Source organism: Chachezhania antarctica (assembly GCF_003646465.1).
In the GTDB taxonomy this organism is placed as follows: Bacteria; Pseudomonadota; Alphaproteobacteria; order Rhodobacterales; family Rhodobacteraceae; genus Chachezhania; species Chachezhania antarctica.
The window spans coordinates 515,472-530,198 of sequence record NZ_QZEX01000001.1 but is presented as its reverse complement, the minus strand read 5'-3'; the positions used below and the strand labels follow the sequence as shown (position 1 = coordinate 530,198).

General features: G+C 66.4%; 14 protein-coding genes and 1 riboswitch. Of the genes, 8 read left to right on the top strand and 6 right to left on the bottom strand.

Annotated features, from left to right (window positions below):
• The first annotated feature begins 127 nt into the window (after positions 1 to 127).
• Both ribA and D4754_RS02545 read left to right on the top strand, forming a co-directional pair.
• Positions 128 to 1,255, top strand: a complete 1,128-nt coding sequence (gene ribA, locus D4754_RS02550) for a GTP cyclohydrolase II (protein ID WP_121061296.1) — start codon at positions 128 to 130, stop codon at positions 1,253 to 1,255.
• On the top strand, positions 1,252 to 1,746 hold the full coding sequence (locus D4754_RS02545; protein ID WP_121061294.1) for a L,D-transpeptidase family protein: 495 nt from the start codon (positions 1,252 to 1,254) through the stop codon (positions 1,744 to 1,746). Before ribA ends, D4754_RS02545 begins: the two co-directional genes overlap by 4 nt.
• Here the strand turns inward: D4754_RS02545 and D4754_RS02540 are convergent.
• Complete coding sequence (locus D4754_RS02540; protein WP_121061292.1) at positions 1,743 to 2,405, bottom strand: YggS family pyridoxal phosphate-dependent enzyme; 663 nt, start codon at positions 2,403 to 2,405, stop codon at positions 1,743 to 1,745. The genes D4754_RS02545 and D4754_RS02540 overlap by 4 nt on opposite strands.
• A 106-nt stretch (positions 2,406 to 2,511) precedes the next feature.
• Positions 2,512 to 3,573: a porin gene (locus D4754_RS02535; protein ID WP_240453722.1), complete on the bottom strand. Its 1,062-nt coding sequence runs from the start codon at positions 3,571 to 3,573 to the stop codon at positions 2,512 to 2,514.
• Positions 3,574 to 3,902: 329 nt separating this feature from the next.
• On the opposite strand from D4754_RS02535, the gene D4754_RS02530 reads away from it, so the two are divergent.
• The 5 genes from D4754_RS02530 to D4754_RS02510 all read left to right on the top strand — a co-directional run bounded on the left by D4754_RS02530 (position 3,903) and on the right by D4754_RS02510 (position 9,335).
• Positions 3,903 to 4,394, top strand: coding sequence for a DUF3576 domain-containing protein (locus D4754_RS02530; RefSeq protein WP_205589565.1), 492 nt, complete (start codon positions 3,903 to 3,905; stop codon positions 4,392 to 4,394).
• A gap of 130 nt (positions 4,395 to 4,524) precedes the next feature.
• Positions 4,525 to 7,164 carry a leucine--tRNA ligase gene (gene leuS, locus D4754_RS02525; protein ID WP_121061285.1) on the top strand — a complete coding sequence of 880 codons (2,640 nt, stop codon included), beginning with the start codon at positions 4,525 to 4,527 and terminating at the stop codon, positions 7,162 to 7,164.
• Positions 7,151 to 7,648 carry an LPS assembly lipoprotein LptE gene (lptE, locus tag D4754_RS02520; protein ID WP_121061283.1) on the top strand — a complete coding sequence of 166 codons (498 nt, stop codon included), beginning with the start codon at positions 7,151 to 7,153 and terminating at the stop codon, positions 7,646 to 7,648. Before leuS ends, lptE begins: the two co-directional genes overlap by 14 nt.
• Positions 7,645 to 8,676, top strand: a complete 1,032-nt coding sequence (holA, locus tag D4754_RS02515) for a DNA polymerase III subunit delta (RefSeq protein ID WP_121061281.1) — start codon at positions 7,645 to 7,647, stop codon at positions 8,674 to 8,676. Before lptE ends, holA begins: the two co-directional genes overlap by 4 nt.
• A 59-nt stretch (positions 8,677 to 8,735) precedes the next feature.
• On the top strand, positions 8,736 to 9,335 hold the full coding sequence (locus D4754_RS02510; RefSeq protein ID WP_121061279.1) for a glutathione S-transferase family protein: 600 nt from the start codon (positions 8,736 to 8,738) through the stop codon (positions 9,333 to 9,335).
• 4 nt (positions 9,336 to 9,339) lie between these two features.
• On the opposite strand, the gene D4754_RS02505 is transcribed toward D4754_RS02510, so the two are convergent.
• From D4754_RS02505 to thiB, 4 genes are all read right to left on the bottom strand, one after another.
• Positions 9,340 to 9,954 (bottom strand): FMN-binding negative transcriptional regulator, encoded by a 615-nt coding sequence (locus tag D4754_RS02505; RefSeq protein WP_121061277.1) that lies wholly within the window; start codon positions 9,952 to 9,954, stop codon positions 9,340 to 9,342.
• 174 nt (positions 9,955 to 10,128) lie between these two features.
• Positions 10,129 to 10,833, bottom strand: a complete 705-nt coding sequence (locus tag D4754_RS02500; protein ID WP_205589564.1) for a thiamine ABC transporter ATP-binding protein — start codon at positions 10,831 to 10,833, stop codon at positions 10,129 to 10,131.
• Positions 10,820 to 12,379, bottom strand: coding sequence for a thiamine/thiamine pyrophosphate ABC transporter permease ThiP (locus D4754_RS02495; protein WP_121061275.1), 1,560 nt, complete (start codon positions 12,377 to 12,379; stop codon positions 10,820 to 10,822). Before D4754_RS02495 ends, D4754_RS02500 begins: the two co-directional genes overlap by 14 nt.
• On the bottom strand, positions 12,355 to 13,344 hold the full coding sequence (thiB, locus tag D4754_RS02490) for a thiamine ABC transporter substrate binding subunit (RefSeq protein WP_121061273.1): 990 nt from the start codon (positions 13,342 to 13,344) through the stop codon (positions 12,355 to 12,357). The genes D4754_RS02495 and thiB overlap by 25 nt, the downstream gene beginning before the upstream one ends.
• A 35-nt stretch (positions 13,345 to 13,379) precedes the next feature.
• Positions 13,380 to 13,480, bottom strand: a riboswitch (TPP riboswitch).
• Between the two features lie 110 nt (positions 13,481 to 13,590).
• Between thiB and aroC the strand changes: the two genes are divergently transcribed.
• Complete coding sequence (gene aroC / locus D4754_RS02485; RefSeq protein ID WP_121061271.1) at positions 13,591 to 14,688, top strand: chorismate synthase; 1,098 nt, start codon at positions 13,591 to 13,593, stop codon at positions 14,686 to 14,688.
• Positions 14,689 to 14,727 lie beyond the last annotated feature (39 nt).

Here is a 14,727-nt window from a genome sequence, read left to right as displayed (position 1 = left end):
TGTGATTGTCTGTGAAGATGTGGCAGTGACCATGCCGCGGCAAGAAGTGCTGCACCGGTCTCACGGCGACGTGTGCTGACGCAGTGAAATGTTTCACAATTTCCCTCGAAGACCCTAGATGAGAGCCATGAGCAACAGCGATACCGGACCGGCCGAAGCTGCCCGCACCCTCGCCCCCGACGCGGCCGAGGTTCTGGCGCGTGCGCGCGGCGATCTGCGGATGGGCATGCCCATCGTGATAAACCGGGCAGGCCGGGCGGTTCTTGTAGCCGCGGCCGAGACGCTGACGCCGGGCCGGCTGGACCTGTTCCGTGCCCTGTCGGGGGCGGTCGCGCTGGCCATCACCGCGCGGCGGGCGGAAACGCTGAAGGCCCGCGCCTACGATGGCGACCTGGCGCGCATCCAGCTTCCAGCCGATGCCGATTTCGCGTGGATCCGGTCCGTCGCCGATCCGGCGGGCGACCTGACCACGCCGATGAAGGGCCCGCTTCTCAGCCTGCGCGAAGGCTCGGCCGATCTGCACCGCACGGCGATCCAGATCGCGAAGTCGGCCCAGCTTCTGCCCGCGGCCATCGTCGCCCCGCTGGAGCCCGCGGCCGCCGCGCTGGTGCCTCAGACCATCACCCGCGTCGATCAGGACGATGCCGTGCGCTTGACCCTGGGTCCGCTCAACCTTGAACCCGTGGTCCACGCCCGCCTGCCGCTTGCCGTGTCCGAGGCCGGGCGCCTGCATGTCTTCCGCCCCGCAGATGGCGGGGAGGAACATTACGCGGTCGAGATCGGCCGCCCCGACCGCGACCAGCCGGTGCTGGCGCGGGTCCATTCCGCCTGTTTCACGGGCGACCTTCTGGGCAGCCTGAAATGCGATTGCGGCCCGCAATTGCGCGGCGCGATGGCGCAGATGGGGTCGGAAGGCAACGGTGTGCTTTTGTACCTGAACCAGGAAGGCCGGGGCATCGGGCTTGCGAACAAGATGCGGGCCTATGCGCTGCAGGATCAGGGCTTCGACACGGTCGAGGCCAACCACAGGCTGGGGTTCGAGGATGACGAGCGCGATTTCCGCATCGGCGCGGAATTGCTGCGCAAGCTGGGCTTCAGCCAGGCGCGGCTGCTGACGAACAACCCGGCCAAGGTGGCAATGCTGGAAAAGGAAGGCATAACGGTCACCGAACGCGTGCCGCTGATCGCCGGCCATACCGAACACAACCGCGCCTATCTTGAAACCAAGGCCGCCAAGTCGGGCCACCTGTTTTGACGCCGGAGGATCTGGTCCTGACGCCTTCGGGCCTGCGCTTTCAGGGCTGGACGTTCCCCTGCAGCATCGGCCGCGGTGGCGTCCGCGCCGACAAGCGCGAAGGCGACGGGGCCACGCCCGCGGGCATCTGGCGCATCATCGGCATCCTCTACCGGCCCGATCGCCTGCCCGCGCCCCACCCGGAGGCCTGCGCGATCGGCGTCAGCGACCTTTGGTCCGACGATCCGCGCGATCCCGATTACAACCGTATCGTCCGCGCGCCCCATGGTTACAGCCACGAACGCCTGCGGCGGGCCGATCCGCTTTACGATGTCGTGCTGGTCACCGACTGGAACTTCGTGGAGCCCGAACCGGGCAACGGCTCGGCCATCTTCCTGCACCGCTGGCGCAAGCCCGTCCATCCGACCGAAGGCTGCATCGCCTTTTCGCCGGAAGATCTGCTGTGGATCACCGAAAGAATCGTGCCCGGCCGGACCCGCGTGATCGTCTAGCCCTTCGCCGGGTAGTCCCGGTCCCCGAAAATGGCAGATCCCACGCGCACATGGGTGGCGCCAAAGCTCACCGCCTTCTCGAAATCGCCGCTCATCCCCATGGACAGGCCGCCAAGGCCGTTGCGTTCGGCGATCTTGGCCAGCAGCGCGAAATGAAGCGACGGCTCTTCCTCCACCGGCGGGATGCACATCAGGCCTCGGATCGGCAGGTCGAGCCCGCGGCACGTCTCGATGAAGAAATCGGTGTCGGCCGGAAGCACGCCGGCCTTCTGCTCTTCCTCGCCCGTGTTCACCTGGATGAACAGCTCCGGGCAGGTGCCGATCTCCTGCGCGAGGCGGGCAAGCGTGTTGGCCAGCTTGGGTCGGTCGACGGAATGGATCGCGTCGGCCATTTCCATCGCCTGCCGGGCCTTGTTGGTCTGCAACGGGCCGATGATGTGAAGCTTGATGCCGTCATAGCGCGCCCGGAAGTCGGGCCATTTGCCGGCTGCCTCCTGAACGCGGTTTTCACCGAAGATCCGATAGCCTTCATCCAGCACCGCCTCGACCCGGTCGAGCGGCTGTTGCTTGGACACCGCGATCAGCGTGACCGAACCCGGATCCCGCCCGGCATCGGTTGCGGCCTTGGCAATACGTTCTTCGATCTCGTCCACGGACATGAGGTTCCTCCCGCTGCGCGTAGGCCGAAGGGAAACAACATTCCGCCGGAAAAGAAAAGGGCAGGCCCGAGGGCCTGCCCAAATCTGTCAAACCGTGTGCGTCAACTTAGAAGTTGAAGCGAACACCGGTCTGAGCGCGCGTCACGTCGTCGATGTCGGTGCCGGTCGGTGCACCGCCGGTCGACGGGTAGTTCGCTGCGCCCGCGATCAGGGTCACGCCGCCGCCCAGGTCATACTCGTAGTTGATGCCGTAGGAGGTGCCGCCGAAGTCCGTACCAGCGATCGTGGTGTCGTCTTCCTGCGAAACCCATGCCAGCAGCGTGCCGGACGGGCCGACGTCAACCGAACCGCGCAGGGTGTACTTGTAGGTGCCGTCGTTGTCGCCAACTGCGAAGCCGACGCCGAACATGCCGATGTCGCCGTAGATCGACGCTGCGGTCAGCTCTTCCGGGTTGGCGGTGCCGCCGTCCAGCGAAGATTGCTGACGCGCTGCCGACACGGTCCAGTCGCCGAACGTGTAGGTCAGCATCAGGCCGACGTTGGTCTGTGCGTCGTTCGCGCCAGGTGCCGAAACGTTGGTCTGCGAGTACGACAGGTGACCGGTGAAGCCACCGACTGCGTACAGGGCTTCAAGGCCGTTCGCGCCAATGCCGCCGGACGAATATGCGTCCCACGAGAACTGGTCGCCAGCGGAGTTCAGAACAACCGACTGGAAGCTCGAGCCGTCGACACCGGTGCCGGCCGAAGTCGTCGGCAGGTACAGGCCGGGCATGTTTTCAACTGCGCCGATGATGTTGCCGACGTTGACCGTCAGGCCACCGTAGGTCACACCGAAGCGTGCGCCGTTGAATTCTGCGCCACCGGACAGGATCCGCGTAACGCCGGACGGGTCGGTGAACGACCGGCCGGGACGGTTGTTACGGCTGTCGGCCTGAGCACGGAAGCGAGCGTTGAAGCCCACGCCGCCGTCGGTTTCGGTGGACATGTCCACCTGCAGACGCAGACGGCTGGTCAGGTTGGTGGTACGAACACCATTGCCGCCGACGCCTTCGTCATTTTCGCTGTTATAGTCCAGGCCGAAACGGCCATAACCGCTGAAGCGGACATCCGCAGCTGCAACCGAAGCGGTCGCGACGAGTGCGGTGGTCAGGATCAGAACCTTTTTCATGGTTTTCCCCTCGGGTTTCATTCACACGCCCAAGCCAGTGAATCCGGCGTGGGTATGAAAGCGGTTTCGCTTTTTAGGGGCGCTGGGGCAAGTGCTGGCGCCGGTGCATCGGCAATGCCGCGGATTTTGGTGCAGCAATGCCACAGTCTTATGACGCTGGGGGCACCGTCCCGGCCCGTCCCGCCCCTGCCTGCCCTTGCGGCACCGTACAACACGACGATTCCCCGCGCAAATTCGGCCGGGTCTCCCACAGTATATCTATTGACCTTGCGGTGAGTCTCCGTGTTCGGTAATCACGCGAAACGTCAATAAAACCAAGGTGTGACCCGATGAAGCTCCGCGCCCGTCCTTGGAGCATTGCAGGTCTGCTCGCAGCAATGGCCCTGTCTCTTGCTGCATGTGGCAACCGGAATGCCGATGGCAGTGCCGCGGAACCGGCAACTCCGTCAATTACTGCTCCAAGTGAACAAATGTCCGAAGGGACGTCGATCTTCGATATCTTCGGCCCCGATACCAGCAGCCAGCAGGTTCAGGTGAACCGATATCTGTGGACTGCATCGCTGGATGTGCTGAATTTCCTGCCGATCCAGACGGTCGATCCGTTCACCGGCCTGATCGTCACCGGCTATGGCCGGCCGCCCGGCGGCGGCAGATCGTACCGCGCGACCGTCCATATCAAGGATCCGTCGCTGACGGCCCGGTCTCTCAGCGTGTCCTTGCAGACGCAGGGCGGTCCGGTCAGCCCGGCCACCACCCGCGCGGTGGAAGACGCGATCCTGTCGCGCGCGCGACAGCTCCGGATCTCCGACGACAAGTTCTGACGTGGGCCCGGGCCCGGCTGGGCTCTGGTCACCGCGTCTCAATCCTTTTATGAGGTCGCCAGGCCCGGACCTGCACAGGTCCGGCCCATACCTGTTTTGAAGGCCCAGTTTCGAAGGATCGCCCACGCCCATGCCCGAGGATACCCAGACCAATACGCCGACCGCCGTCTACGATGCCGGCGCGATCGAAGCGAAATGGCAAGAAGCCTGGGACGCGGCCGACCTGTTCCGCGCGCGCCGCGACGAGAGCAAGGCGAAGTATTATGTGCTGGAGATGTTCCCCTATCCGTCGGGGCGCATCCACATGGGCCACGTGCGCAACTACACGATGGGCGACGTGATCGCGCGCTACAAGGCCTCCGCCGGGTTCAGCGTGCTGCACCCGATGGGCTGGGACGCCTTCGGGATGCCGGCCGAAAACGCCGCGATGGCATCGGGCGGCCACCCCAAGGACTGGACCTACGGCAACATTGCCGACATGCGCGCGCAGATGAAGCCCCTGGGCCTGTCCATCGACTGGTCGCGCGAATTCGCCACCTGCGATCCGGAATATTATGGTCAGCAGCAGGCGCTGTTCCTCGACTTCATGGAAAAGGGCCTCGTCTACCGCAAGAACGCCGTCGTGAACTGGGATCCGGTCGACATGACCGTTCTGGCCAACGAACAGGTGATCGACGGCAAGGGCTGGCGGTCCGGCGCCGAAGTGGAACGGCGCGAGCTGACGCAATGGTTCTTCAAGATATCGTCGATGGCGGAAGAACTGCTGGAGGCGCTCGGCACGCTTGATGACTGGCCTGCCAAGGTACGCCTGATGCAGGAGAACTGGATCGGCAAGAGCCGCGGCCTGCAGATGGTGTTCCCGATGTCCGAACCGGCCCACGGGCTGGACGGGATCGAGGTCTATACCACCCGCCCCGACACGCTGCTGGGCGCCAGTTTCATCGCCATCGCCAACGACCACCCGCTGGCCAAGGCGCTGGAGAAGGACGACGCAAAGCTCGCGGCCTTCAACGCCGAATGCCGCAAGTCCGGCACGTCGGAAGCGGAACTGGAGAAGGCGGAAAAGCAGGGCTATGACACCGGGCTGACGGTGAAGCACCCGCTGCATGAAGGCGAAACGCTGCCCATCTGGGTCGCGAACTTCGTGCTGATGGACTACGGCACCGGCGCCATCTTCGGCTGCCCGGCGCATGACCAGCGCGACCTCGATTTCGCGCGGAAATACGATCTGCCGGTCATCGACACCTTCTTCGCGATGGATGACGATACGGCTGTCGGAACCGAGGCTTTCGTGCCGCCGAAAACAGAAAAGGTCCGCTGGGTCGATCAGCCCGCAGGCGTTGAGGTGGCCACCGGGCAGGAAGCCATCGACGCCACGATCGACTGGGCCGAAGCCAGGGGGCTGGGCACCGGCAAGGTACAATTCCGCCTGCGCGACTGGGGGCTTAGCCGCCAGCGCTACTGGGGCTGCCCGATTCCCGTGGTTCACTGTGAAGACTGCGGCGTGGTGCCCGAGAAGAAGGAAAACCTGCCGGTCACCCTGCCCTATGACGAAGGCGGCAAACCCATCGACTTCACGGTCCCGGGCAACCCGCTGGACCGTCACCCGACATGGCGCGACGTGCCCTGCCCGTCCTGCGGCAAGCCGGGCAAACGCGAAACCGACACGATGGATACCTTCGTCGATTCGTCGTGGTACTTCGCACGGTTCACTGCGCCCCGCGCCGAAACGCCCACCGACATGGCCGATGCCGATTACTGGATGAATGTCGACCAGTATATCGGCGGGGTCGAACATGCGATTCTGCACCTGCTCTATTCGCGCTTCTTCTCGCGCGCGATGCAGGCGACCGGTCATCTGCCCGCGAAATGCGACGAGCCGTTCAATGCCCTGTTCACGCAGGGCATGGTCACGCACGAAATCTACCAGACCCACGATGACCGTGGCCGCCCCGTCTATCACCTGCCCGAAGACGTGGAAGTGAAGGACGGCAAGACCGTCCTGAAAGACGGCGGGCAGGAGGTCGAAGTCGTACCGTCGGCCAAGATGTCGAAATCGAAGAAGAACGTCGTCGATCCGGTCAGCATCGTGGAGGCCTTCGGCGCCGACACCGCGCGCTGGTTCGTGCTGTCCGACAGCCCGCCGGAACGCGATGTGGAATGGACGGCATCGGGCGCCGAGGCCGCGCATCGGCACCTCGCCCGCGTCTACCGGCTGGCGACCGACACCATGGCGATGGAAGACGGCCCCGGCGAGGATGACGACGCGCTCCTGCGCGAGATGCACAAGGCGATCCACGATGTCACCGGCGGCATCGAAAGCTTCGGCTTCAATGCCGCCATCGCCAAGCTCTATGCCTTCACGCACACGATTTCCCGGTCGAAGGCCGGGCGCGATGCCAAGCTGCAGGCGGTCAAGGCGCTGGTCCAGCTGATGTCGCCCATGACCCCGCACCTGAGCGAGGAGCTTTGGGCCATGCTGGGCGCCGAAGGGGTCGTTTCCCGCGCGCCGTGGCTGGGGGCCGAAGGTCTTGTCGCACAGGCGCCCTGGCCCAAGGCCGACGAATCCATGCTAATCGAGGATACGATCACGATGCCCGTCCAGATCAACGGCAAGCGCCGCGCCGAAATCCACGTCCCGCGCGAGGCCGACAAGGCCGAGGTCGAGGCCATCGCGATGGCCACCGACGCGGTACAGAAAAGCCTTGACGGTGCCACGCCCAAGAAGGTCATCGTCGTGCCCGGACGGATCGTGAATGTGGTGGTGTAGCGCCCCATCACGCCGCGCGCTTCTGGCGCTGCCGCTGGCCCTGGCCGCCTGCGGGTTCGAACCCGTCTACGGCCCCGGCGGCACCGGCAGCGCGCTGCGCAACAAGGTGCTGGTCGAAGGCCCCGGCAGCGTCGAAAGTTTCCTGCTGGTCGAGGCGCTGGAATTCCGGCTGGGCCAGCCCGACACGCCGCTTTACCGTCTGGATTTCGAATTGACGATCGTCCAGGAGGGCCAGGCGGTCACCCCCAACAACGAAACCACGCGCTACAGCGTGATCGGCACGCTGGACTATAACCTCCACCCCATCGGACAACCCGGCGAGGTGCTGGCCGGCGGCCGGATCGAAAGCTTCACCGGCTATTCGGCCACCGGCACCACGGTCGAAACCTTCGCCGCCGAACGCGATGCACAGGCCCGCCTGATGGAGCTGATGGCCGACAGGCTCGTCGGGCGGCTTCAGGCCACGGCCGACCTCGGCTCATGAAACTCTCCGCCCGCGACGTCGATTCGTACTGCGCCAGGCCAGACAAGGCCAAGGCCGGGCTGCTGATCTACGGCGCCGACGGGATGCGCATCGCGCTGAAACGCCAGCAGGTTCTGGCCGCCCTTCTGGGCCCCGGCGCGGAAGAGGAGATGCGCCTCACGCGCCTGTCCGGTGCCGATCTGCGCAAGGATCCGGCAGCGCTGCTGGACGGGCTGAAGGCCACCGGCTTCTTCCCCGGCCTGCGCGCCATCTTCGTCGAAGAGGCCGGCGATGCCATCGCCCCCGCCGTGGAAACCGCGCTGGACGACTGGACGCCCGACGACGCCCGCCTGATCATCACCGCCGGGACGCTGAAGGCCACGTCGAAGCTTCGCAAACTTTTCGAATCGCACCCCAATGTCCTGACTGCCGCGATCTACGACGATCCGCCCTCGCGCGCCGAGATCGAGCGCATCCTGACCGCCGCCGGCGTGCAATCGGTGCCCAATGACGCGCTGGCGCTGCTGGAGACACTGGCGGCCGAGATCGGCCCGGGCGCGTTCGCGCAGGTGTCCGAGAAACTGGCGCTTTACAAGCATGGCGATGTCACGCCCGTGTCGCCCGACGATATCGACGCCTGCGCGCCACAGACATCGGACGCCGTGCTCGACGATCTGTTCAACGTGGTGGCCGATGCGAAAGTGGCGGAAATCGGGCCGATTCTCAGCCGCCTGCAGGCGCAGGGCACGCAGCCCGTGGGCCTGTGCATCGGCGCCACCCGGCATTTCCGGACGCTTTACACCGTGGCCTCGGACCCGGGCGGCCCCCGGTCCGGCGTGCAACGGCTGCGCCCCCCGGTCTTCGGACCGCGGCGCGACCGGATCACCCGGCAGGCCAGCGACTGGGGCGCGCCAAAGCTGGAAACCGCGCTGACGGTGCTGACGGAAACCGACCTTGCCCTGCGTTCGGCCGGGGCCACGGCGCCGGCCATGGCGCTGGTGGAACGGGCGCTGATCCGTCTGGCGATGCTGGGCCAACGCCGCGTCTGACTTGACCTTTGGGCCCGGGTCGGCACCTTGCCCGAAACCCCAACGGGAGAGGACCCTGAATGTACACCGTCTATGGCAACGTCTTCACGCGCGCGATGCGCGTCCTGTGGTGCCTGGAAGAGATCGGGCTCGACTACACCCATGTACCCGCCAGCCCGCAAAGCCCGGAAATCCTGGCCGTGAACCCCGCGGGCAAGCTGCCCGCGATGTCGCTGGATGACGGCACGGTGCTGACCGATTCGACCGCGATCATGACCTACCTTGCGGACAAGCACGATGCCGTCACCTATCCCGCCGGCACGGTCGAGCGCGCCAGGCAGGACGGGATCACCCACAAGCTGCTGGACGAACTGGATGCCTGCCTGTGGACGGCAAGCCGGATGACGGCGATCCTGCCGGAAGACAAGCGCGTGCCCTCTGTGGTGCCCAGCCTGCAGTTCGAATTCGCGAAAAGCATCCGGCAGATCGAGGCGCAGTTCGAAGGCCCCTATATCGCGGGCGAGATCTTCACCGTGCCGGACATCATCCTGGCGCATTGCGCGGCCTGGGCCCGCAGCATCCAGTTCGAGATCGAAAGCGACAAGATCCTGGGCCACGTGAAGTCCCTGCGCGCCCGCCCTGCCTTCCGCAAGGTCGTCGCGATGGGGCAGGCGGCCTGAGCCGTCACACCGGCAGGTCGCGCATCAGCGCGGCCAGCTCCCCGGCCCCGGTCTCTTCCGCGCCGTCGGCCGCGCCAATGCGGGCCGCATCAGCCTTGTTCTGCGACAGCTTCCATGTCCCGTCGAGGCCCGTGATCGTCAACCGGTAGGGCACGATCATCCGCATCAGCTTTTCCGTGATCTCCGGGTCGGTCTTCTCCAGCGTCCACGGTGTCTTCGGCGCCAGCCGGTTTTCGAACACGGCGGACAGGCGGTCGATCACGCCACGCAGGGCGCCGTCCTCCATCCGTTCCAGCACCCCGTCGACATGGACTGCAACATAGTTCCACGTCGGCACCTGATCCGGCATGCCGTACCAGTCGGGCGAGATGTAGCCCTCCGGCCCGCTGACCGCGATCCGGGCGGGACAGGTCCCGGTCACCGCCCTAGCGATCGGGTTCGACCGGACCAGATGCAACTCAAGTGCGGCGCCATCCTCGCTCATTGAAAACGGGATATGAGACAGCAACGGCGGCCCGCCCCGCGGGTCCGACACAGCCAGCATGCCAAAGCCACGCGCCAAGGCGAAGCCAAGGTTCCGTTCATCGCCCGCCGTCTTGAAAACCGGATTGGGATGCATCCCGCCCTCNGTTCATCGCCCGCCGTCTTGAAAACCGGATTGGGATGCATCCCGCCCTCCATCTATCGGCGCCACATTACCTGCGGGGGTGCAGGGGGCAATGCCCCTTGCGAAGCGGGGGGTGCGGGGGGCGGCAGCCCCCCGCCCGGGCGACGCGGAACGCGGCGCAAATCCCTACAGGGACCAGTCCCCGAGGTACTCTTTCAATGCCTCAGACGGCGCTTCAAGCAACGCCCCCGTCGCAACCGGCGCCAGGGCCCGGGCCCCGTCCACCAGCACCACATGATCCGCGATCCGCACCGCATCGCCCGGATCGTGCGTCACCATCAGCACCAGCGCCTCCTGCTCTGCCGCCAGCTCAGCCACCAGATCCAGCATCTCGGCCTTCAGGGCCGGCCCCAGCGCCGCGAAGGGTTCGTCCAACAGGAACAGGGGCCGCCCCTGCACCAGCACCCGCGCCAGCGCCGCCCGGCTTCGCTGCCCGCCCGACAGTTCGCCCGGACGGCGGGCGCCCAGATCGCCCAGCCCGACCCGTTCCAGCGCATGGGCCACGGCCCGCTTGTCCTCGGCCCCCAGCCGCAGGTCCGCACGGCGGCCAAGGCCCACGTTCTGCGTCACGCTAAGATGCGGGAACAGGTTGCCGTCCTGGAACAGCATCGCCACGGGTCGCTTGCCCGGATCCCGGCCCGAGATATCCTCGCCCCGCCACAGAATCCGGCCCCGGTCCAGCGGCAGGAACCCCGCCACGGCTTCCAGCAGGGTCGACTTGCCGGAACCGGACGCGCCGATCACACCCACGATGCCCCGGTCTGCCACGGCGATATCGGCGTCCAGAAGGTAATCCCCGTTCCGGATCGTCACGCCCTCAAATTGCAGCACGTCCGCGTCCTCCCCGATCCAGCAGCCAGAACAGGGCCAGCGACAGCACCGTCAGCAGAAGCGCCGCCCCTGCCGCCTGCTCCATCCGGTAGGCCCCCATCAGCCGCAGGATCGCCAAGGGCAGCGTCGCCCGGTCGGGATCGGCAAAGAGCGCGATGACCCCCAGATCCCCCATCGACAGCGCCGCCGCAATCCCCGCGGCAAAACCCAGCGGCCCGCGGAGTTGCGGCAGCAGCACCCGGGCCAGGTAGGTCCGCCCGGCCATGTCGAGGCTCAGCGCCAGACGCCCGCTCCGCGCGATCTCGGCCCGCGCGGCGGGGACCAGCACCCGCAACCCGAAGGGCAAAGCGGCCAGAGCGTTCGCCAGAACCGTCACCGCCAGCGCCGCACGCCCCGGGTCGATGAACGGGTACAGGATCAGGAACAGTCCCGTCCCGATCACCAGCGGAGACGCCACCAACCCCGGCAGCCCCGCCGTTTCGGTCCAGGGTTGGCTGCTCGCCGCCGCCAGCGTGATCGGAATGGCCAATGCAAGAAAAAGTACTGTGCTCGCCAGCGCGACCGCGACCGACGTGCCCGCGGCCACCCAGACGGGCGCTTCAAGGTAGGCGAGTCCCGTCACGCCCGCTGTCAGGATCGCCGTCAGCGGCACAAGCAGGAACAGGGCAGCCAGCCCGATGGCAAGAAAGTCCAGTGCCTTCGCCAGGCCGCCCGCGCGGTCCCAGCGTTCGGGCGCGCGGCCAAGGCCGCCGCCGAAGCCGGTCGGCGCGGCGAATGTCAGGGCCAGCGCCACGGCCGCGACGCCAAGGCCCAGTTGCAGCACCGACAGAAAGGCCGCTTTCGACAGGTCGAATTCGAACCGCACCGCCTGGTAGATCGCCAGTTCCACGGTCGTGGCGCGCGGGCCGCCGCCCAACGTCAGCGCGACGGCGAAACTTGTCAGGCAGACGGCGAAGACCAATGCCAGCGCGCCCGGAACGGTGTCTCGCAGCATGGGGCGTTCCAGCAGGCGATGCACGTCGCGCGGGCCTGCGCCAAGTTGCGCCGCCAGTCGGAAGCGTTCGGGCGGGATTTCCTGCCAGCCTTGCAGCAGCAGGCGCGTGGCCAGCGGCAGGTTGAAGAAGACATGGGCCAGTACGACGCCGTGGAGCCCGTAGATCGACAGCGGTGGCAGGCCCAGAAGGCCCAGCCCCGCGCTGACCCATCCGCCGCGGCCAAAGACCGTCAGCAAGGCTAGCACGGCGACGATCACCGGCAGGATGAAGGGCGCACCCAGAAGCACGATCAGCGCGCGGCGGCCCGGAAACTCCCGCCGGGCCAAAGCCCGAGCCACCGGGATCGCAAGGGCAACGCTGAACACAGCCGACAGGGTGGCCTGCCAGACCGTGAAGCGCAGGGCCGACCAGTCTGCCGGGCCGGGCGGGCTGCCGGTTTCGCCCACGGCGCGAAACGCCACCGCCGAAAGGCAGGCGGCGACGACCGCGAAGATCGCCGCCGCCGCAACCCATCCCGGACCCGCGCTTACCGGTTGAGCGCGGCTTGCCATGTGTCCAGCGCTTCCTTGCGCATCCCCGGCACGTCCGCGGGGGCGATCAGCAGCGCCTTGTCCGGCGTGACCAGCCCTTCGAACCCGTCGGGCAGACCGTCATCGGGCATCACCGACGGGTACATCCAGTTCGTCGTCGGAATGGCCGACTGGAAGCCATTCGTGACCATGAATTCGAGGAATTGATCCGCAAGATCCGGCTGATCGGTCGCGGCCAGTTTCGCGGCGACCTCGATCTGCAGGTAATTGCCTTCCGCCATCGCGGCCGATGTCTTGCTGTCATCGTCCTCGGCAATGACGTGGTAGGCGGGCGATGTCGTGTAGGACAGTACCGCGTCGGCCTCCCCGTTCAGGAACAGGCCATAGGCTTCGGACCAGCCGGGCGTCACGGTGACGATGTTGTCGGACAGGCCTTCCCAGATCTCGCCCGCCCGTTCGCCATAGGCGGTCTGGATCCACAGCAGCAGTCCCAGCCCCGGCGTCGACGAGCGCGGATCCTGGATCACCAGCGACACGTCGCTTGCGCCCAGTGCCTCGAAATCCGCCGGGAAGGTCATGTCCTTGTCGTGGACGAAGGCGAAGAAACCCCAGTCGAAGGGAATGAAGGTCTCGTCCGTCCATTCGATCGGCATGTCGTACTCGGCCGACACGCCGCTGGGTGCGAAAAGCCCGGTCTCCGCGGCCGCCGCCATCAGGTTAGTGTCAAGGCCAAGGACGATATCCGCCTCGCTCCGCTCCCCTTCCAGCCTCAGGCGGGACAAAAGCGCCGCGCCGTCGCCCGCACTCACGAAGTTCAGATCGCAGTTGCAGGTTTCCTCGAACGCCTCCTCGATGACGGGGCCGGGGCCCCAGTCGGACACGAAGCTGTCGTAGGTGTAGACCGTCAGTTCGGGTTTCGCGTCCTGCGCAAACGCGGGCGCCAGGGCCGTGGTCGTGAAAAGCGCTGCAATTACAAGATGTCTCATCGCATCCTCCTTTTGCGGCGAAAGGCAAAGGTGGCGCGGAGCCGTCTGACCTTCCCTCCGCCGGTACAAGCCGGTTCAGGTTCAACGGGTTCGCAAATGCGCATCTCAGCCCTGTGGGGCACCCCGAGGTTTCGCCCCGACGCTATGGGATGGCAGAAGCCCATGCAACTCGAAACCGCTTGAGAGCCCGGGGCTGCGCGGATAGATCGGCACGAACCTGAAACCGCCGCGAGGAGGGGCGTTCCCATGTCGTTCAACACATTCGGACATCTCTTCCGCGTCACCACCTGGGGCGAAAGCCACGGGCCTGCGCTTGGCGCGACCGTCGACGGCTGCCCGCCGGGCGTGGCGGTGTCCGAGGCGGATCTGCAGCAATGGCTCGACAAGCGCCGCCCCGGGCAGAACAAGTACACCACGCAAAGGCGCGAGCCCGATGCGGTGAAGATCCTGTCCGGCACCTTCGAAGGCGTGACCACCGGCACGCCGATCCAGCTGATGATCGAGAACACCGACCAGCGGTCGAAGGACTATTCCGAGATCAAGGACACGTTCCGCCCCGGCCATGCCGACATAACCTATGTCCAGAAATACGGCCTGCGCGATTACCGTGGTGGCGGACGGTCGTCCGCCCGTGAAACCGCGGCGCGTGTAGCCGCTGGGGGCCTGGCGCGTGCCGCGCTGGCCGACCTGGCGCCGGGTCTGCGCATCAAGGGCGCCATGGTCCAGATGGGCGCCGACAAGATCGACCGGAGCACCTATGACGCGGACCAGATCGACCAGAACCCGTTCTGGTGCCCCGATGCAGCGACGGCGGATCGCTGGGCCGGTACGCTCGACGCGCTGCGCAAGGACGGCAATTCCGTGGGTGCGGTGATCGAGATCGTGGCCTCCGGCGCGCCCGCGGGCCTCGGGGCGCCGATCTACGGCAAGCTCGACAGCGACCTGGCGATGGCGATGATGACGATCAACGCCGTGAAGGGCGTGGAGATCGGTGCGGGCTTCGCCTCCGCCGCCCTGACCGGTGCGGAGAATGCGGACGAGATCTTTCCCGGAAACGATGGCAACCCGGTCTACAGCTCTAACCATGCGGGCGGTGTCCTTGGGGGCATCAGCACCGGGCAGGACATCGTGGTGCGCTTCGCGGTGAAGCCGACCTCGTCGATCCTGACGCCGCGCAAGACCATCACGCGCGACGGCCAGCCGCACGAGATTGTCACCAAGGGCCGGCACGATCCCTGCGTCGGCATCCGCGCCGTCCCGGTGGGCGAGGCGATGATGGCCTGCGTGCTGCTGGATCACCTGCTGCTGCATCGCGGGCAGGTGGGCCGGCCGGCAGCGCTGTAACCTTCCATAGGGTGTGTGCTTTGCACGCACCGCACCCGG